Raw genomic sequence first — 18,934 nt, forward strand, 5'->3', positions numbered from 1 at the left:
TCTTCATTGCATGACGATCTAATCCCGGACGTTTTCGTTTTTCAGCGACCGGGCCATCTCCGCCGTCCTTCGCAGGATCCAACATGGATCACTAGGTCAAATTTTTGACTGCTTCCTCGGCCATCACATACCAAATACAGGGCCAGTTAAATAAGGATTGAAGGTGCCGGCCGGCCTGAAGCAAGGTCGGCGCCGGCAAGGGCGATCTTTTTCAGTACAAGTGCGAGTATCCATAACTCATGGTATCAACGCGGGCCGATCTGGCCGACCTTGAAACTTTCGTCGCGATCGCGCGTGCGGGGGGGGGCCGAAAGGCCGCCGCGCTTCGCGGCGTTTCCGGGTCTGCCCTCAGCCACTCGATCAGGGGTTTGGAGGCCCGTCAGAATGACCATGACCGCTGCGAAAGACGCCGTGCCTGCATCGTCGCCGTCAATGACATCGACTTCCCCGGCCTGCAGGCCATCGGATCCGTCGAGGCCACAAGCCGTCATGCCGATGGCCGTCTGACCAGCCATGTCCGCTACTTCCTGCTCTCCACCGTCATGTCGGCTGCCGCCCTGATCGAGGTAACCAGAACTCATTGGCAGATCGAAAACAAACTGCACTGGGTGCTCGACGTCCAGTTCCGCGAGGATGCCGCCAGAAACCGTAAGGATCACGGACCGGCAAACATTGCTCTGTTACGAAAGATTGCCCTCAACCTCATCCGAGCCCATCCAGATAAGGCCTCCATTCGTCGAAAGATCAAGAAGGCAGGGTGGGACGATCAGTTCCTCATCTCTATCATCGCTCATATGCGATAGCCCTGCTTCACCAGGGGAATTTGAGTGCCGGCAGAAAGCGGTCGCTCGCAGCCAGAAAAATAATTGGCAGCAAGATCGCCTGGCATCCTTTAACATGCCGAAAGCGGAAAAAAATACGTGACAGCCTCCGATCCCTCTCTGAGCCGAGGCCATCCATGATGATAGAGAATCCGCAAGTCTTCGGCTGTCTGACACAACCAGCCGGTACGAATGCGGTACTGCCACGGCTCTCCTCCAGGCGCCCGTTTTTGATCTCTCGATATCTAAATTTGTGCAGACGAGCAGGCAAAGCTATAACGGCAGGATCAACGAATACTGGTAGCTCTCAGACAATCTGGATCGATATCAACCGGAAATGCCTGCATATGTAGGGAGGATTCAAGCACGGCGTGAGGGCGATGCAGACGGACGAGGCGGAGACGTCACGGAAACACGAGAGCACCTGCATCACCTCGCTCGAGGTTTCCAGGCGGCCTTGTAGGAGACCCGCGGCGTAGTGCCCCGAAAACCCCACCGCGCAAATGCTGATTATGAAAGACAGTACGAAAATGATTACTCTGTAGCCGGACACGGGACAACAGCCTGTCCATTGTGGTCGATCCTTGTCCATAGGCGGTGAAGAAACTTCATCAATCGGGATCCGCCTCCGAGGGAAGCATCGAATCATCAATGACGACACGAAAGCTGCGCGACCGAGGTTGTCTGTCAACAGATTGTCTGATAAAGCTTGCTAAGGTTCAAACTGTCTCACAAACTTGCGGAGGAATAACTCCGTAACAGAACCGGCGCTGCCGCAGCCGGCACAACTTTCACTGCTGAAATCGATTGCCGCGATGTCCCTTGTTTTCAATGGAAAGCGGTGACCGCATCTCGGCTATGTGAAGGCTTCGAACATGTCGTCGTCCTCGCGACGGCGGGACGCGACGCCTTGATGAACAAACGGGCGTCCTTTTTATGGATGGACGGCTCCATGGCGCCGAGATCACTAGCTTCCCCAATATGCATCTCGAGATGCCGATCTGGGACAGCTAAGTATTGAGATTCAAGAAGCAGAGAAGATGATTGATAAGAAAGCATTGCTCGATAATATGACCTTGGCGGAGCAGGTCTCGCTACTTTCCGGCGATACGTTCTGGTCTTTACCGCCCATCGACCGCCTAGGGATAGGGAGATTGCGCTTGACCGACGGCCCCAACGGCGCCCGCGGGGCGGGGTCTTTTGTCGGAGGTGTGACTGCAGCGGCTTTCCCGGTGGGCATCGCCATCGGAGCGAGTTGGAACCCGGATCTAGCCAAGGAAATCGGCAGTGCCCTAGGTGACGAGGTTCTTTCAAAAGGTGCCCACGTCTCGTTAGCCCCCACCGTTAACATCCAGCGTAGCGTCACAAACGGCCGCAACTTTGAGTGCTTCTCTGAGGATCCGATCCTGACGGCGGAACTTGCAGTCGGCTATATCGAAGGTCTGCAGTCCACGAAAGTCGGTGCCACGATAAAACATTTCGTCGGCAACGAGTCCGAGATTGAACGTACAACCATCTCTTCAGATATCGATGAACGCACGCTGCGCGAAGTCTACCTGATACCCTTTGAGACGGCGGTGAAGCGGGCAAAGGTCTGGGCCGTGATGTCTTCGTATAACAAGCTAAACGGTACTTACACGGCGGAAAGCCATTGGCTGTTGAACGAGGTTCTGCGCGGTGACTGGGGTTTTAACGGCGTGGTGATGTCGGACTGGTTCGGCTCGCGTTCGACCGCACCCACCGTGAATGCCGGGCTGGATCTGGAGATGCCGGGCCCGACTCGCGATCGCGGCTCCAAGCTACTGGCTGCGGTCGAAGGCGGCGAGGTTAGTGTCGAGACGATCCGCGCCTGTGTGCGCAATATCCTGACTTTGATGGAACGCACCGGCGCTATCAACGATCATCGCGAGTTTAAGGAGTACGCCATTGATCGACCGAAACATAGGGCATTGATCAGGCGCGCGGGAGCGGAAAGCGCAGTTCTGCTACAGAATGACGGGATCCTGCCATTGGCTCAGCAAGGTATGGTCGCCATCATTGGACCCAATGCTAAGGTCGCGCAGGTGATGGGAGGCGGCTCGGCGCAGTTGAACCCTCACTATGTCATCAGTCCGTGGCAGGGGCTGGTGGACGCGCTGGGTGAGGAGAATTTGTGCTACGCTCAGGGTTGCAACAATTATCGGTTTCAGCCGCTAATCGAAAACCCCACAACCTTCGAGTTTTTCCAAGGAAGGGAGCTAGCTGGCGAACCGGTGAAGGTCGTCGAGGAACCGTCGAGCCTTGGTGTATGGTTGCCCCCCGTGGCCGAGGGCTTTGTCGATCCCCTTCGCTTTTCGGCTAGAATGCGCACCATCTTCACAGCCTCGGAAGCCGGCATCTATCGCGTCGGACTAACCTCGGCCGGGCTTGGCCGGGTCTATGTGGACGGCAGACTTGTGGTGGACGCTTGGGCTTCCTGGATACGTGGTACCACATTCTTTGAAGAAGGCTGCGAAGAGGTCGTGGGTGAAATCACGCTCGAAGCCGGCCGTACATACGAGGTCGTCGCCGAGTACGCCCGGCACGACCACGTCAACCTCTATATCGCTGCAATTCGGGTAGGAATAGGCAGATTTTCGGCCGAAGCGGAGATTGCCGAGGCAGCAGCCGTCGCGGCAAAGGCTGATCATGCGGTAGTCTTCGTGGGCAGAACGGGCGACTGGGATACCGAGGGCTCCGATCTTCGCGGTATTGCACTTCCCGGTCTGCAGAACCAGCTTGTTGAGGCGGTAATTGCGGCCAATCCGAACACGATCGTCGTACTACAAACCGGTGGACCGGTGGAAATGCCCTGGCTTTCCGGTGCTCGTGCAGTACTGCAATGCTGGTATCCCGGACAGGAGGCTGGCAACGCGATCGCCGATGTGCTCCTCGGCAAGGCCGAGCCCTCGGGCCGACTGGCACAGACCTTCCCCGTGCGCTGGGCTGACAACCCCACACATACCGAGGATGACGCGGTCTATCCAGGTAAGGACGGCCATGTGCGATATGACGAAGGTGTGTTCGTCGGTTATCGGCACTACGACCGCCACGGCATTAAGCCGCTGTTCCCGTTCGGTCATGGTCTCGGTTATTCAAGCTTTGCGATGTCGGACCTGACGGTAGGGCTACCGGACGCTGCCGGCGCGGTGACAGTGACACTGGAATTGACCAACATCAGCGAGCGGCCAGGTTCGGCAGTGGTGCAAATCTATGTCGGCGATGTTGAAGCATCTATACCCAGACCGGTTAAAGAGCTGAAAGCCTTCTCGAAAATTGCCCTGGAACCCGGTGAGAAACGAAGGTTGCGTTTCGTACTTGACGCCCGAACATTTGCCTTCTTCGACACGACCGAGCGGCGTTGGCGGATAGAGGCGGGGGAATTTGCAGTGATGGCTGGGTTCTCGGCCACCGACATCCGTTTGAGTTTAACTGTCACGCAAAAGGGCGCTGTCTTGGCGCTCTGAATGTGCCGCAAATCAATGACCATATTGGGCAGTGGTTGAGTTCCAACGTATGCAGTTTTGGCGGTGAAGCTGGGTGAGTTGAGTGAGAGAATGCCTCAAAACCGGTACTTGGTTAATGGCCTGGCCAAACACCGCCTGCGCCTCCAAAAACAGGCAATGTTTTCTGAACGATCGTAAGCGCGATTTTCCCCGCACCTTCTGCAATTGAGTGAGCTTTGGCATGAGGTGTCCACCCAAATAGGTGGACACCAAGGGATGGAAGAAGTGACCTGCCACTGGATTTTCATCCGGCGGCGATTAGAGCCTCGGCGGTTTTGAATACGCCAAGTGGCGCGGTGTGAGCAACCGGCGGAAACGCGAAGCCTTCATCTTGCGTAGCGTTGGAGCCGGTTGCGGCATTGTATCGGCATAGCTTGCCGGGGTCTGGTATCCGAGCGATCAGTGCGGCCGGAAATGGTTGTACAACACGACGACAGAACACCCACGGGACCGAGGTTCGCGAGCTTTTGTATCCGTGGCATCCCTGGTCCGGGCAACCCGTTCACGTGCATGAGGCGGTGTCCAAAGGGACGCATATTTCCGCTGCAGCCTTTCTGGTTCTTCTTCTGGTCGACTTCTTGAGGTCCCATCGTGGATTTCGACCGATCAGTGAGTGGTCGTTGGCGCAGCCTGGCGGTCCCGCACGTCGATCTCGCAAGCCTGCATTCTTTGGCAAGATTGCTGAAGGACGCTGATGCCTCATCGCAATCTTCGGTAATGGGCGCAGCACTTTGGTCGACTCAGCCTATTCAACGCCATGGTGAGGCAGCTACAATGCTGACTTCCAAGAGAACCTTGAGCCTGCCATCGATGCAAAATAGCTAAAAGAGCCAGCCTGCCCGTCTAACCAACGCGAGCAGAACTCTCGGGACATTGTCACCCAACTTGTAGAGGGCCATCTTCGGCGTCAAGGCGCAGACCCTAACCGCTTCCGAGCAGAGAACTACGTAGGGTGCTGGACATATTTGTGAAGAACCCAACACGGCACAATACTTTTATCATCACGGAACGGGCGCGGCAGTCGGCCAGCAGCCAGGCGCCTGTAAAATCCAAGTGTCGAGCCGACAGGGCCTTGAAGGCATGCCTGAAACCAGGATGAGGGAACATATCGCCGGACTGGGCCGAGTTGAAGAACGTTGTGGGCAAGAATCTGTGCCCTCGCCTCATCAGTCCAATTCCGCCGCTGCCGCCGACAGGTGATCACCTTGATGAAAGTCTGGTGCCGGAAGCCGGGCCAACTTGCTCAACGATCGGCAAAGGCCGGCTTGCCCAAGACAGTGTTTGTTGCGGAGAGCGCAGAACCCGACGTGAACGTTTCGGCGGCTGCTAGCGTTGGGGCGTCAACCGCGGCTTTGGATGAGGAACTATAGGACGCAACCCCGTAGCTTACGCCAACTGCGTCCGCCACCTCTGCCAGACGGGAGACCACGACACCGGCATGTCCGACCGGACAATCGATTGGCGCCATGCTCGAGCAGGTTTTCCTGTGGTGCCGGGACCGTTGCATATACGGCCCGTCACACAAGGAACTGGAACGCCTGGTGCGTTCGCAACGGCAGCATTATTTCGATAGCTGGTTGACCGGGGTGAGCGCTCGCCTTTCAGCAACTACTGTCGCATTGCTGGAAGGGTCTATTGCCGAGGCAGACGGGCAGACCGGCTTCAATACGATGAGCGGTGATGCTGGCCAGGCATCTCTCGACAACAACCTCAGCATGACGGCGAAACTTGCCTTCATTCAGAAACTTGATCTACCACGGAATATCTTGTCGACGACCGGCAAGGGCATGGGTGGAACCGATCGTCCGCCGCGTCGCCGGCGAAAAGGCCTGGGAGATGCGGCGGCACGCGCCGGCCAGACAAATCGGCCTCTATGCGATTTATCTTTTTCCCTTTCTCCGACGGTAACATAGTCGTGGAGCATCTGCTTGACCGACATCCGACATCTTGTGTTGGTACTGTCGGGTCCGCAACATAGGCTTGTATGGCCAAATCTCATGGTCAACCCTAGTTTAAATAGCTGAAGAGCCGTCAGAATCACTCTTCTAGGCCTCGACCACTAAATTGGCACAAGTTTTGTAACAGCCAATTGCGAGTCCGGAGCCGTCCACCGTTGATTCCGCAATCACTAAGGAAAGCAATGCGTCAGACGCTTAAGCAGCTCGCTGAGGGCCGTTACAAGACTGGAGGCCATTGAGGCATGCCCGGACGCGGCGCGGGCCTGTTCGAAGCAGTTTAGTAGAAAGGAGATCATCAGAAGCGGCAGTCGCTGCCCGTAACTGCATACGCTTTGGGCGATCTCGCCGTATCGGGCTGCCATCGTGAGGCGATTGCGAAATGCTGCCAGATAGGAAGGAATATTTGAACTGGGATTACGGCAACTTTGAAATCTTCTGACATGAGGAGGACGCGATGTTTGTGCGCAGCCTACTGGACGTCGAAGCTACGGATCACTTCGTGGAGTGGGGCAGCGGTACTAGCCACCGTCTGCTGACGGAAAAGGACGGCATGGGCTTCACCGTCTGCCATACGGTGGTGAGGGCGAACACCGTGTCGCTGCTTCAATACCGCAACCATCTCGAGGCTTGCTACTGCATCGCCGGGGAGGGCGAGGTTGAGGACATGGAGGGCAATATCTATCCGGTCCGCCCAGGCGACATCTATGTGCTCGACAAGCACGACAAGCACTATTTGCGCGGGGGCGGCGACCGAGACCTGATCCTCGTCAGCATCTTCAACCCGCCGCTCACGGGGATAGAGCGCCACGACCTCAATGACCAGTCGGGTTCAGCATACTGAGTAAGGCGGCCGTAACTCGGACCTCTTTGATGCCATGCCTCATGGCGAACGTGTCCTAGACAGAACGCAATCTGGGACATTATCGAAGTTGCTAGCCGACTATCCCGAACGTCGCGATCAGTGATATTGCGCGGCGTCCGCAAACAAGTACTTGCAAGATGCCGCGCTTTGACTTCGTTGTTTGAGGAGATATATCTCCTCGAGTGCAACTTTGGGGATTGGCAAAAAATAGCATATTCCGGGCTATGATCAGTGGGCACGGCATGAATGTCATCGACTTGCTATCTTTGCTTTGCAACTCCAAAATATCAGGGAGCCTCATGTCGTGAACTTGGAAGAGACACCCGCTTCAGGTGCCGCCACTTTTGATAAATCTTTAAACGGCGCTGGTGACAATCTTGATATGAACTACGTCCGCGATCGCAGAAGGTGGATAGTTGCAAGGGAACTGATATGAAGGATGTAGTGGTCATTGGCGCAGGCAAGATTGGCGGCGCTATCGCTTTGATGTTGGCTGCGACGAACGACTACACCGTCGTGGTAACAGATCGCGATCAGGCGCAGCTAGATAAGCTCGACAAGCATACTGCGATTTCGAGTAAGGTAGTCGACATCACCGACAAGACTGAGCTCGTAAAGTTGCTGAAGGGAAAATTCGCCGTTTTGTCCGCGGCGCCATTCAACCTGACCGGCAAAGTGGCCGAGGCCGCATTGGAAGCTTCCGTTCACTACCTCGATCTCACGGAAGATGTCGCAACGACAAAGAAGGTCGAAGAGCTTTCCAAGTGCGCCAACGTTTCTTTCATTCCTCAGTGCGGTCTTGCTCCCGGTTTCATCTCGATTGTTGCCAATGACCTCGCAAAGCGTTTCGACACGCTGGATAGCGTTCGGATGCGCGCCGGCGCACTGCCGCAATACCCGTCCAACGCTCTCAACTACAATCTCACCTGGAGCACGGATGGTCTGATCAACGAATACATTGAACCGTGCGAAGCTATTGTAGAGGGCAAATTCGTCACGGTCCCTGCACTGGAGGAACGGGAAGAATTCTCCTTGGATGGCATCACCTATGAGGCCTTTAACACATCCGGCGGTCTGGGCACCCTGGCCAAGACGCTCGAAGGCCGCGTCCGCAATATGAACTATCGGACAATCCGATATCCCGGTCACCAGGCGATCATCAAGGCTCTGCTGAATGACCTCAATCTGAAGAATCGCCGAGACCTGCTGAAAGACGTCTTCGAGAACGCTCTGCCTGCTACGATGCAAGACGTTGTGGTCATCTTCGTCACCGTCTGCGGATGGAAAGACGGTCGCTATTTGCAGGAGACCTATGCCAACAAGGTTTACTCTGGCGTGGTGGCGGGTAAAGCGATGAGCTCCATTCAGATCACGACCGCCGCCGGCATCACAACGGTTCTTGACCTTCTGGCCGACGGAAAGCTGCCTCAGAATGGCGTCGTTCGGCAAGAAGAGGTCGCACTGCCCGACTTCCTGAACAACCGGTTTGGCCGGGCCTATGACCCGGAGGCCCTGCGCTTGAAGCTGGACCTAGAGGTCCTGCCGATGGACTAGGTGAACTTTAACGGCCCTTGTCACCGGTGACGGTCGACTGCCGGCTGTAGTTGTGATGGCTTAAGACACGTGTTTACGACTCGTTTGCGAGGTGTCTTAGGCGAGGCTCGCGATGCGCGTGGAATTCTTGGTCACGAACGGCGGCGTCGATGGGGTGATGCACAGAAGCTCGACATTTCATGTCGGTTGGGATTTCTGAAACTCCGTAACCATCCGGCTAGGGTGTTGTAGGGTTGTAGGGACTTCGGTGGCTGCCAATTTCAGGGGAGCAATTGTTCGAGCCTGCTGATCGAGGTGTCGGGTGCGAGCGAGCACATCGGCGAGCCACGCTTGTGGATCGAGGTCATTGAGCTTGGCGCTGCTGCGTCACGACGTCGGAACAGCGATCGTCGCTTATAATCCGGCATGGGCGGCCCGCTTCGGCGTGTCGACGCCGTTTTCTTGCGAACACTTGCGCCGCACGTGGGATTTGCCTCCGGCTGCGCCATCACAATGATCGCGAAGCAGGCGCTCGAACTGGCAGGCATTGACGGCTATGCGCACCAAGGTGCTCACCTCTTTCGCCACAGCCTCGCGACCGACCTTTTGCGGTCGGGCGCCAGCTTTGCCGAGATCGGCCAACTGCTCGGCCATCGAAGCATCGACAGTACAAGAATCTATGCCAAGCTCGATATTGAGAAGCTGCGTGAACTGAGCCTACCCTGGCCGGGAGGTGTCCAATGAGCCGGCTTCGCACCGCGTTTGAGCGCTACATCGGCATGCGCCAAGGGCTGGGATACAAATATGACGGTCCGGCAAAACGATTGTCGGAGTTCGTCGCTTTCATGGAAGCCTGCGGCGCCGAGACCATCAAGAATGATCTGGCAATGGAGTGGGTCACCTCGATGGACCGGCAGCCGAGTTGGTCAATCCGACTGGCTGATGTGCGCTGCTTTGCCCAGCACCTGACTCATTTCGATCCTTTGACGGAAGTGTCACCGAGCGACGCTGTGGCGCCGACACGGCGGACAAAACCCTACATCTATAGTGAGGTCGAGATTCAGGCACTTCTGGCGGCAGCACTGTCGTTGCCGCCGGCCAACGCCCTCCGGCGCTGGACATATCACTGCCTGTTCGGGCTGATAGCAGTGGCCGGACTGCGCCATTCCGAAGCGCTCAGCCTGCTCCGGGCCGATGTCGATCTCGACCAGGGCGTCCTCACCATCCGAGAGACAAAGTTTGGCAAGTCACGGCTGGTGCCGCTGCATGCCAGTTGCTGCAGGCGGGCGTCGACTGCTCGGTCATTGCCCTGTGGTTGGGCACGAAGCGATGGAAACGACGCTGACCTATCTTCATGCGCATCTCGTACTGAAGGGATCTGCACTCGCAGAGCTGAAGCCGTACGAACGCGCCAAGGCCGAGCGATTTCGACCAAGCGACCGGCTTCTCGAATTCCTGAACGCCCTCTGAGCATGAGGACTATGCCAAGCGCCAAACAACGGCGACCCGCCGAACCGGCCGGGAACGCACGGTTTGATGCAAACAAGAGAAGAGGCGCTCGGCATAGTTCGACGGTCGGCATAAACCGCAAAGCTGAACGGCGGCGATCCAGAGGCTTACCTAGGAGACGGCCTCACTCGCATCGCCGATCACTCCATCAACCGGATCGATGAACTTCTGCCGTGGAGGCTCCAACTTCCCCGCGGAGGGCTTGACCGGACGCTTACTGTCATCGGAGTTGGTTGCGCCACCGACGGAAACCGGGAAGGAAGACGGAGGTCAACTTCGCCCTCTTGGAGGCGAGGACAAACTGGGCCGAAACGCTGAGACTACAGCACCCCGACACACCTTCCGTCGACTTTGTGCAATTGATGACACGGCGGTGTTCAGCCCCGCGTCCTGCCGTACTCTCATCGAAGCCATTCAATAAAAAGCAGACATTTCGTGGTGGCTCTTTTTGGCCCAGTTGGCACGCCTGTTGCTGCAATCGATGCAAGTTGCGTGCAGCTGCCAACCGGACTTTAGGTCTGGGCGACAGTGTGAGCGACGAGCCGAGGAGAAAAGCACGAAGTCAGGGTAGCATCGTCATTCAAACCGAGAAACGCGCTGTTTCACTTGTAGGCCCTCACGCCCAGCCCAGAGCCATTGAAGGGACGGCGTCCGGGTCTGGAGCGATGTGTACGAAAAGGTACGTCGAGTTGTTCGACGATGCCGCCCAGGCGGGTAATCAGAACGAGTTCGCCAGCAAGGAGGACGACAAAATGCATGACGCGAAACTGCTATCGGCCGCACGAGAAGTTCTATCCCCGTTGCGGCTAGTTCTTCTTGCTGGAGGATCATCAACTGAGCGCGCAGCATCTCTTGAAACTAAAGATGTACTATTGCCGCACCTCCAGAACCTTTGCCGTTCAGTTGAATTTGTTGAGCCGAACGATGTAGAGCAATTGCTCCGCGCCGTCCTCCAATGCGACTTCGTGCTCAGTGTGGTCTATGGCGCAGGAGGCGAAGATGGTACGATGCAGGGGTTCCTTGACATCCTGCGCGTTCCCTACTCCGGGCCATCAACGCTGCCCTCCGCAATTGGAATGAACAAAGACATCTTTGTCTCATTGCTTCGAGATTGGGGCTATCCAGTCCCGCGAGGCCGTTTAGTAGCAGCCCTGGGAGACCCTCGCTCCTGGCCGCTCGAACTACAGCAGTCGCAGGTACTGGTCCTTAAACCGATTGGCGAGGGGTCCAGTATTGGAATCAAGATGCTGGATGGCCATGCTGCAGCCGCGGAGGCGATTGCCCGAATCGAACCTACTGATTGCTCCAGGTGGCGCCTTGAAGAATTCATCGAAGGGCCATCTGGCACCGTCGGTATCTTTCAAGTGGGATCAGAGCTTATCATCGGAGATGTCGTGTTATTCGACCTTCCAATCGGCTGGCGCTTCTACGATGACCGGCTGAAGCAGAGGTCGGTCGATGAGCATGCTATACCCAAGATACTCCAAGGACCGGCGGCAGAACGTATCCGCGATGATGTCCTCAGGCTTTATAAACAGCTGGACTGTAAGGGGCTTGTACGCTTCGACTTTATCTATAATGACGGCGCCCCCGTCTACCTCGAGGTTAACACCATCCCAGGACTGCTCCCTGAAAGCAATGCGCCGCTCTCGTTCCAATCACGGTTCTCATTCGAAGATCTCATCACACTAAGCACTGCTGCGCAGATACCCGGGCAGCTGATGATCTCTACTAAGGTTGTGTGACGTAGGCTAGTGTCGTGAGGAGGTGCGTAATGAATGGAAACGTCTCCGGCCCGCGCATTTGACGCCGGAGCAGATGGAGGAGTGCTGTCTGACAGCCGCGGCTGCGTTACGCTAGGGGCGGCTTCCCCAGACTGACATCGCCCGATAGATCGGCGTCAACTGCGCGAGTGTCTGTCATTAGGGGCGCTACGCTGGCGCGCCGGCGCCGATTGGCTGCCAAGACACGGGACGGCCGCGGCTTGAGTACCAAGCCTGAGGCCGGCTAGGCAGCCTCCTGGCTAAGGGGTGACGGCTGGCTCTGCCACCGAGTGTTAGACGCGTAAGTGCCATTGCGGGGCTGGTAGAGGGGACCTTGGAGTGCACTAACATCGGCGCAATCTGGAGCGCTGCTTGAAACGCTCAAGGGCTCAGCATGGTCCTGCCACACGAGCCAAGGAGCGGGTGAATCGCAGCCTAGCGTAACACGATTGGATTGCTTTGAGTTGAACACTTTATCTAGCTGGACAGAACAATGAGACACATCAACTTTCTCTCATGCCCTCCACCAGTTGACTTGCCCGGGCAGTGGCCATTTATCAAGATGCACGGCTTACACAACTATTTTGTGATCGTAGATCGGCGCGACGGGTCGAAGTCTTTCGATCGTGAGGACATCGTCCGCATCTGCGATTGCCACACCGGTCCGGGAGGCGAGCAACTGCTCACCATCGAACCGGCCTCGGACAAGGGGCGCAACGTCGGTGCCTACGCGGCGATGAGAATCTTTAACATAGACGGCAAGGAAGTCGGTGCATGCGGCAATGCCACGCGCTGCATTGCGTATCTTCTTCTCGAGGAGACCGGCGAGGACGAGGTGCAGATTGAAACGAAAGCAGGTGTCCTTCACTGTCGAAGAGCAGGGCCAATGCAAATCAGCGTCACGTTTGGGCCAATCAGCATGGACTGGCGCAGGATTCCCCTGTCCAGAGAGGTAGATACGCTTCACTTGCCAGTACAAAGCGGACCACTGAAGGACGGCCTCGCGCTCGATATAGGCAACCCGCACGCTGTCTTCTTCGTCGATTGCCTCGAACTCTTTGACATGGCTCACCATGCGCCGGTGGTGCAGAACGACCCCCTCTTTCCCGAGGGCATTAATGTGGACGCCGCCGAGGTTCTGGACGGGCGGACACTGCGGCTCGCCGTCTGGGAGCGTCCGGGCATATTGACCAAGGCATGCGGAACCGGCGCATGCGTCGCCGCCTATGCGGCACTGAAACGAGGCCTCGTCACTTCCACCAGAATTGCGGTCCACCTTCCGGCCGGATTGCTGAAAATCGAGATCGCAAACGGAGACATGGCTGTCATGACCGGGCCTGTCGCGTTCTGCTGTCATGGCTTTATAGAAGGAGGCAAGAAGTCGTAGGCTAACGTCAGTTAGCTCTTGCGAGGTTGCGCGGGTTGAGGGGCTGAGTGAGCCAGGCAAGTGGATCGACGTTGTTCATCTTCCCCATTTATGCCGACCGTCGACCTATCCCGAGCACCTCTTCCCACATTGACCTTGCCACCAAGTTTTATCCAGCTTTGAGTTCGCTCCAGCGGTTTGAGTTGCTGCGACGTACATCACAGCGCAAGACTCGTTCCACCCTCGTTCTTCCTTTGGCTGACCAATCTCTGACGGATATATCGCGGACGAGCGTAACCCCGCAGACTCAGCAATTTTCTCACGTCCAAAGAAATGCCGTTGTCGGATATATGACATTGACGATAGTCAGCCATCGTCCCTTTCTCCCTCATCTGAGCACTGAACATTAATGATAGAAAGTGCCCCGATGTTTGTGCGGCTGGCACAACTCTTGCTGGTGTGAATTGAAGAGCGGGAGCCGACGAGAGTGCCGAGAGTGACGAGAAGAGCGCTAGTTTTTATCGAAGGTAATACCGCCGGTACCGGACAACTTTATGTCCGGGCCGCGCAGGATCTTGGGCTCCATCCAATAGTCCTGGCAGCTCCGCCCGTCCAATACGACTATCTTAAGGAAAAATGTATCGAGGCAATCGTAGTTGATACGAAAGATCTTGATGCGCTTATCCGCGAATGTTCCCGCCTCCGTTCAACGTATGACGTAGCTGGGATCACCTGCGCCAGAGAGGCATTCTATGCGACTAGTGGCAAACTCTGTCGGCATTTTGGGCTACCAGGCCCCAATCCGGAGGCGGTAGAAAGATGCTGCAACAAATTCACGCAACGTCAGCTCCTTAAGGAAGGAGGCGTTTCCGTACCGTCATATTTTCTAGCAGTGAATACTACCGAAGTTATATCCGCCGCTGCAGAGATTGGCTTCCCTGTAGTTGTTAAGCCAGTCGTAGGTGTTGGTAGTGCCGGTGTACGACTCTGCTGCAATGTCGATGAGCTGTGTGAGCAGACGAGCCATTTGCTGAACAGCACTGACGTGCGAAATTTCTCGTCAGGCATACTGATTGAAGAATTGGCGCGAGGCCCACATTTTTCGGTTGAAACAATGGGGACTGACGTTATAGGGGTCTGTGCCGCTGATTTCGGCCCACCGCCGCACTTCGTGTATCGTCATTTCGCATTTCCGGCCCCGCTGAATGAATACGAGTACCAGCGTATCGTCGACGTTGCACAGAGTTCTTTGCGAGCTCTCGGTCTTGAATGGGGACCGGCCAATATCGAACTCCGGTGGACGAGTCGTGGACCCGTCGTTATAGAAGTCAATCCGCGCCTTGCTGGAACGCCGGACCCACAATTGATTCTCTTAGCATACGGTATCGACCTCATCACCGAGCACATCAAGCTTGCTATCGGCGAGGAGTCGACGTTGCACAGGAGACGTTCGCACACTGCGGCCGCCCGAATACTAGTTCCTGACCGCGACGGCACACTAACGTGGTCTGATAGCGAGAGCCGGTTGGCCGTTTTACCAGGTGTCGCCGAGGTCAAATTGTATCTAGCTACGAACACGCCGATCATTAGGAAAGGAGATGCCCGAGACTGGATCGGGCACGTCATAGCGGTTTCACCGAGCCTAGCCCAGTGCGAGGCGATCCTTCAGAATGCCGTCGATCAAATCGATTGGACAATAACTCCATTTCCGACGTAAACGCCTATTTCTGCCCACATCGCCAGGCCTTTGATCTTCGGTTCCAGCTAGAGGCATTTGTGAGCCGCGTTCCCGCCGTATCGTGTTTCGTCAATTCGCATTTCCGGCCCCGCTGAACGAATACGAGTACCGGCGTATGGCCGACGTTGCACAGATTTCTTTGCGAGCGATCTCACCATCAGTGAAGCAAAAGTAGAGAAAACCCGGACAACCGGCTGATAATTTACGATCGTTTGACGAAACAGCGCGCGCGCATCTTGCAAATACTGCTCATATGCCTGCAGTTGTTGTTCTGCTTCGATTGTGATCGACCTCAATCTCTTCGGCAACGCCAGTTGATCAGGGTCTGGACGGCGAAACGGGTGACGGAGATCATCAATCCGTGGAGCGTCGCGATTGCCCTCCTGCCGTAATCCGATTGCCGGGATAGTCACCAGAACACGCGGTGCGGCAGCAATTTGCCGACCGATTCGGCGACGAAGTAATAGGCACTGCGCGGCGTACTAGGCCCTGTTGACAAAGTCTGTGACTGAGGTGAACCTCTCGCAATGTAGTTTCGCAACATCATTGAGCCTTACGTTGAGGGGCAGGCATACCGGTGCCCGTGCTGCCATTTCGCGACCCTTTCAGAGCGAGGCGGCTACGAGATTCGCCCTGTGTGTTTTTGGGAAGATGATGGGCAAGACGATCATGATGCTGAGTTGGTCCGAGGCGGTCCGAACGGCCCGCTGTCGCTGGTCCAAGCGCGACTGAATTTCGCAGAATCCGGCGCTTGCAACCTTCCACCATCGCAATAATATACGTCCGCCTACCGAAGCTGAACGCTAACGATCCCCAAATGAGCTGAACTCTGATTCAAAGCTGCTCTTTGCTACCAGGAGGACGCGTCTACCCACCAGATCAGAAAAGCTCATGCGCGCGTGCAAGTCCGGTCGCAATTGCAAGCTCCTCGAGGCTGTAGCCTCTGGAGATACGAGCAGCCCTGCGGCTTGCTGCCGGGGTCGTATCTGACATGACAATCTGATCCATGTTCTTTATCTCCAATTTTGCGTGCAAGAAATGTCCTAAGAGGCATTGAGTTCCTAGTGCCGCGAGCTAGTCCGCAGGCGCCCTCTTGCTCTTCTCCTCGCGTAGTCGCGACATCCTCAGACCTTCCGTCAGCGGCGCGCTTGAGTATGCCATCTTCACTACTGAGGAGAAGGGCAGGGTCGTCGACTGGCCGCCCGGTTGTGAGCAGGCGATATTCGGCCGGGTGCTGGACGAGATGCCGGGAAGGCCGCTGCCATTAAGCTGGGCACCCGAAGATTGGGCCGCAGGGGTTATGGAAGCGAGCTTTCATGTTCGCCGCAACCGCAGCAGACCTCACCGGATCTCTCGTCTTGTTCATGTTCCGAAGCCGCATGAGGTGACCGTTCTCGACTGTGGCGTCCTTTGAGTGGGGAACGACCGCCGTCAGGATCCCGAAGAGTTGGAGACTGAGGTCTTGTTGTAGATCGCTCCTCCGCTATGTCGATAGCTGGAGGATGTCACATGCCAACGCACGACAAACACTTCCGCATGCTTTCGGAAGCGGTACAGGCTTGGTACCGCTATTACGAAGTCGAACCCGACGACCAGGCGTCGCAAACCTTGTGCTCGGCCGCCATCGAGTTCTTCAACGAAGGCGCGAGATCGTTAGAGGATGTCACGACGCTGCTCATCGGCACCTATGTCGGCAGGTGGGCAACACGTGTAAACGCGCCGACGTCGGCTGCCGTTCACTGACCTGCCCGATTGACTGCATAACCAGGCTTCGCCCTGAGCATTCTTAATCGATCGACAGCTTCCAGCCGACGGCCACGACCTCACTGGAACCGAACTCGCCTCGCGACGCCATCTTCTGGAAGGGCTGGTGCCGGCAGGCGGCGAAGACGCCCTTCGACTGTCCGAGGATCGAGACGGACGGAGAGGTTCTCCTGCGCATCGCCTGCGACCACGGGCTTGAGGGGATCATCGCCAAGCGAAGGGACGCCACCTATCGACCCGGTCGGCTGGGTGAAGATCAAATGTGTCCAGAGCGATGGCTTTTTAATCATTGGGCATGAGAAGTCGACGGCGTCATTGCGGGCATTGGGCGGCTGCTGCTCGCCGCGCAGAGGAAAAGAGCTGGTATGTCGGGGGAGTGGGAACCGGCTTCAGCGAATGTTCTGCGGGTGAGTTCCGGAAACAGATAGACAAACTGACCATCGGCAAGCCCCCTGTCGATACGGACGGAAGTGAAATGCGGTCTTCGTCGATCCGAAGCTTGTTGCCGAGATCAAATATCGAGCGTGGACGCACGACGGGAAGCTGCGGCACGCGTCATTTAAGGGGCTGCGCGACGCTGCTGATAACGCAGGCGTTTATGAGGTGCAATAATTCGCCGGCGCCGCTACGACCCGTAGCGGCCAATTCACGCCCGCGATGGGCTGAAATCCGTCCCTGGTCGCTGAATGAGGTTGCAGTTTACAATTTCTTCCGGTCCTCCTGCTTAGGTGTGATTATCCGCACGAAGCGATAGAGCCATGGAACCGGCTGGAAACCTGCGACACGACATCGAGGCGGCACTGCAACGTCAAAACTTGACGGGTTGGCAGCGAACGTTTCTTGCCGACATTCACGCTCGCCTTGAGCGTTCTGGCGGAAATGCTCGCCTCTCAACAGTGGCGAAAGACTTTCGAGATTCTAAGGCAGCGCTCGGCCCGCCCCATCGCAATCCGCGGTCGTTCCCTTTCCCCGATCTCGCCACCAGCCCAAGAAAATGTTCGTCCCCAGTTTTGGTAGAGCAGGCAGACGGCTGGCCATTGGGCTCCTGATCGTTGCTGCTGTGGCCGTCGCACAGCAGGTATCCGATTTGGGAGGGCAATTTCAGTCAACTCCGGCACAGCGAGGACATCTGTGGCCCAGGAATTCACGGTGACCGACGGAGACACCGTACACGTCGTTGGCGATGCCGCCGGAACACGTTTGGTGGGCTTCAACACGCCGGAGAAGTTCTCGCCCCAATGCTAATATGAGCGCCAACAGGGCGAGCGGGCGTCGGCGCGGCTTCGAGAGCTGGTTGCCGGCGGCAGCACCGAACTGAGAAAAGTCGCGTGCTTTTGTCCGCCGGGCACCGAAGGTACGAAGAAATGCGACCATGGCGCTCTTTCGGGATGCTGTTGGTTGACGGGAAGGATGTCGGCAGCATTCTGATCAGCGAAGGCCTTGCAGTACCATTCGTCTGCGGCCGCAAGAGCTGTCCTCCGAGGCCGAGACCATGGTGCAAGGCATAGCCGACGAAATCCGGTGGACCCGTTGGATAGTGAGCGCCTTATGACGACCATCGAAAAAAGCGCCCCTGACTCCTTTTTTGAAAGGAACAAAATGGGAACATTCCTGAGGCGCTCTATTCCATCTCGAATACGGAGGATCCGGCATGCCTACGGTGTTGTTCAGACACGACCAAGACATCTCGCTTAACGATGTACTGAAGATTGCAGTCTACGCGAAGCACGTTGCAGGCAGTGCTATGAAGTGTTCGCGGAAGATGGTTCGAGGTCTCGTCGGACGCTCTGTCGCGGCGAGCGCGGGACGTGTCTGATGCCCTCGATTTCAGTGAAGAACCATATTTCTCGCCGGAGACGACGAGGAAGGTTCTTAAGCTTCGCAATGCGGTGTGGGGTATGTGCTTCGACTATCTCGGTGAATGCGGCCACCTGGGCAAATCAACCGACCTTCTCAGGATGGACCAGGACCTGGAATACGTCGTCGAAAAACTCGTCATCTACCACCTGTCTCCTCAGGAGATCGAAGGCCGAGTAGGCGCATGAAGGCCAGTTGTTTCGCTGATCTTGGCATCGGCGACGACACGGAGCCTCGGG

11 protein-coding genes and 7 pseudogenes are annotated in these 18,934 nt (G+C 56.6%); 16 read left to right on the top strand and 2 right to left on the bottom strand.

Features of this window, described 5'->3' with window-relative positions; translation table 11 throughout:
• Nucleotides 1–272: 272 nt before the first annotated feature.
• Both QMO80_RS28785 and QMO80_RS28790 read left to right on the top strand, forming a co-directional pair.
• Nucleotides 273–803: pseudogene (locus QMO80_RS28785) on the top strand (ISAs1 family transposase); the annotation flags it as partial.
• Between the two features lie 1,058 nt (nt 804–1,861).
• Nucleotides 1,862–4,306 (top strand): glycoside hydrolase family 3 protein, encoded by a 2,445-nt coding sequence (locus QMO80_RS28790; RefSeq protein ID WP_012489435.1) that lies wholly within the window; start codon nt 1,862–1,864, stop codon nt 4,304–4,306.
• Between the two features lie 283 nt (nt 4,307–4,589).
• Here QMO80_RS28790 and QMO80_RS28795 read toward each other — a convergent pair.
• Nucleotides 4,590–4,768: pseudogene (locus tag QMO80_RS28795) on the bottom strand (IS3 family transposase); the annotation flags it as partial.
• A gap of 1,043 nt (nt 4,769–5,811) precedes the next feature.
• On the opposite strand from QMO80_RS28795, the gene QMO80_RS28800 reads away from it, so the two are divergent.
• The 3 genes from QMO80_RS28800 (at nt 5,812) to QMO80_RS28810 (ending at nt 8,719) form a co-directional block, all read left to right on the top strand.
• On the top strand, nt 5,812–6,258 hold the full coding sequence (locus QMO80_RS28800; RefSeq protein WP_201259188.1) for a hypothetical protein: 447 nt from the start codon (nt 5,812–5,814) through the stop codon (nt 6,256–6,258).
• A 499-nt stretch (nt 6,259–6,757) separates the two neighbouring features.
• Nucleotides 6,758–7,144 (top strand): ectoine synthase, encoded by a 387-nt coding sequence (locus tag QMO80_RS28805; RefSeq protein WP_012489436.1) that lies wholly within the window; start codon nt 6,758–6,760, stop codon nt 7,142–7,144.
• Between the two features lie 453 nt (nt 7,145–7,597).
• A complete protein-coding gene (locus tag QMO80_RS28810) occupies nt 7,598–8,719 on the top strand; it encodes a saccharopine dehydrogenase family protein (RefSeq protein ID WP_049731164.1) in 1,122 nt (373 codons plus the stop codon).
• Nucleotides 8,720–8,979: 260 nt separating this feature from the next.
• Here the strand turns inward: QMO80_RS28810 and QMO80_RS28815 are convergent.
• Nucleotides 8,980–9,079: pseudogene (locus tag QMO80_RS28815) on the bottom strand (transposase domain-containing protein); the annotation flags it as partial.
• A 45-nt stretch (nt 9,080–9,124) separates the two neighbouring features.
• Between QMO80_RS28815 and QMO80_RS28820 the strand changes: the two are divergent.
• The 11 genes and pseudogenes from QMO80_RS28820 (at nt 9,125) to QMO80_RS28870 (ending at nt 18,883) form a co-directional block, all read left to right on the top strand.
• Nucleotides 9,125–9,442 (top strand): tyrosine-type recombinase/integrase, encoded by a 318-nt coding sequence (locus QMO80_RS28820; protein WP_225882929.1) that lies wholly within the window; start codon nt 9,125–9,127, stop codon nt 9,440–9,442.
• 161 nt (nt 9,443–9,603) lie between these two features.
• Nucleotides 9,604–9,921 (top strand): annotated as a pseudogene (locus QMO80_RS28825) (integrase); the annotation flags it as partial.
• 47 nt (nt 9,922–9,968) lie between these two features.
• A pseudogene (locus tag QMO80_RS28830) lies at nt 9,969–10,168 on the top strand (integrase); the annotation flags it as partial.
• Nucleotides 10,169–10,282: 114 nt separating this feature from the next.
• Nucleotides 10,283–10,390 (top strand): annotated as a pseudogene (locus tag QMO80_RS28835) (transposase domain-containing protein); the annotation flags it as partial.
• A gap of 506 nt (nt 10,391–10,896) precedes the next feature.
• Entirely contained in the window at nt 10,897–11,952 is a 1,056-nt protein-coding gene (locus QMO80_RS28840; RefSeq protein WP_225882928.1) for a D-alanine--D-alanine ligase, read from the top strand.
• A gap of 511 nt (nt 11,953–12,463) precedes the next feature.
• A complete protein-coding gene (gene dapF / locus QMO80_RS28845; RefSeq protein ID WP_049731162.1) occupies nt 12,464–13,357 on the top strand; it encodes a diaminopimelate epimerase in 894 nt (297 codons plus the stop codon).
• A gap of 475 nt (nt 13,358–13,832) precedes the next feature.
• Nucleotides 13,833–15,053 carry an ATP-grasp domain-containing protein gene (locus tag QMO80_RS28850; RefSeq protein ID WP_012489441.1) on the top strand — a complete coding sequence of 407 codons (1,221 nt, stop codon included), beginning with the start codon at nt 13,833–13,835 and terminating at the stop codon, nt 15,051–15,053.
• 647 nt (nt 15,054–15,700) lie between these two features.
• Nucleotides 15,701–15,850 (top strand): CPCC family cysteine-rich protein, encoded by a 150-nt coding sequence (locus QMO80_RS28855; protein ID WP_237350511.1) that lies wholly within the window; start codon nt 15,701–15,703, stop codon nt 15,848–15,850.
• 733 nt (nt 15,851–16,583) lie between these two features.
• Nucleotides 16,584–16,817, top strand: coding sequence for a hypothetical protein (locus tag QMO80_RS28860; RefSeq protein ID WP_016737406.1), 234 nt, complete (start codon nt 16,584–16,586; stop codon nt 16,815–16,817).
• A 67-nt stretch (nt 16,818–16,884) separates the two neighbouring features.
• Nucleotides 16,885–17,450 (top strand): annotated as a pseudogene (locus QMO80_RS28865) (ATP-dependent DNA ligase); the annotation flags it as partial.
• A 1,196-nt stretch (nt 17,451–18,646) separates the two neighbouring features.
• Nucleotides 18,647–18,883, top strand: coding sequence for a hypothetical protein (locus QMO80_RS28870; protein WP_049731160.1), 237 nt, complete (start codon nt 18,647–18,649; stop codon nt 18,881–18,883).
• Nucleotides 18,884–18,934: the final 51 nt, after the last annotated feature.

It is taken from the genome of Rhizobium sp. BT03, assembly GCF_030053155.1.
Lineage (GTDB): Bacteria > Pseudomonadota > Alphaproteobacteria > Rhizobiales > Rhizobiaceae > Rhizobium.

Bases quoted from the DNA above. Each gene is read 5' to 3' on its own strand.
- QMO80_RS28790 (WP_012489435.1), top strand. From the start codon at position 1,862: ATGATTGATAAGAAAGCATTGCTCGATAATATGACCTTGGCGGAGCAG.
- QMO80_RS28800 (WP_201259188.1), top strand. From the start codon at position 5,812: ATGCTCGAGCAGGTTTTCCTGTGGTGCCGGGACCGTTGCATATACGGC.
- QMO80_RS28805 (WP_012489436.1), top strand. From the start codon at position 6,758: ATGTTTGTGCGCAGCCTACTGGACGTCGAAGCTACGGATCACTTCGTG.
- QMO80_RS28810 (WP_049731164.1), top strand. From the start codon at position 7,598: ATGAAGGATGTAGTGGTCATTGGCGCAGGCAAGATTGGCGGCGCTATC.
- QMO80_RS28820 (WP_225882929.1), top strand. From the start codon at position 9,125: ATGGGCGGCCCGCTTCGGCGTGTCGACGCCGTTTTCTTGCGAACACTT.
- dapF (WP_049731162.1), top strand. From the start codon at position 12,464: ATGAGACACATCAACTTTCTCTCATGCCCTCCACCAGTTGACTTGCCC.
- QMO80_RS28860 (WP_016737406.1), top strand. From the start codon at position 16,584: ATGCCAACGCACGACAAACACTTCCGCATGCTTTCGGAAGCGGTACAG.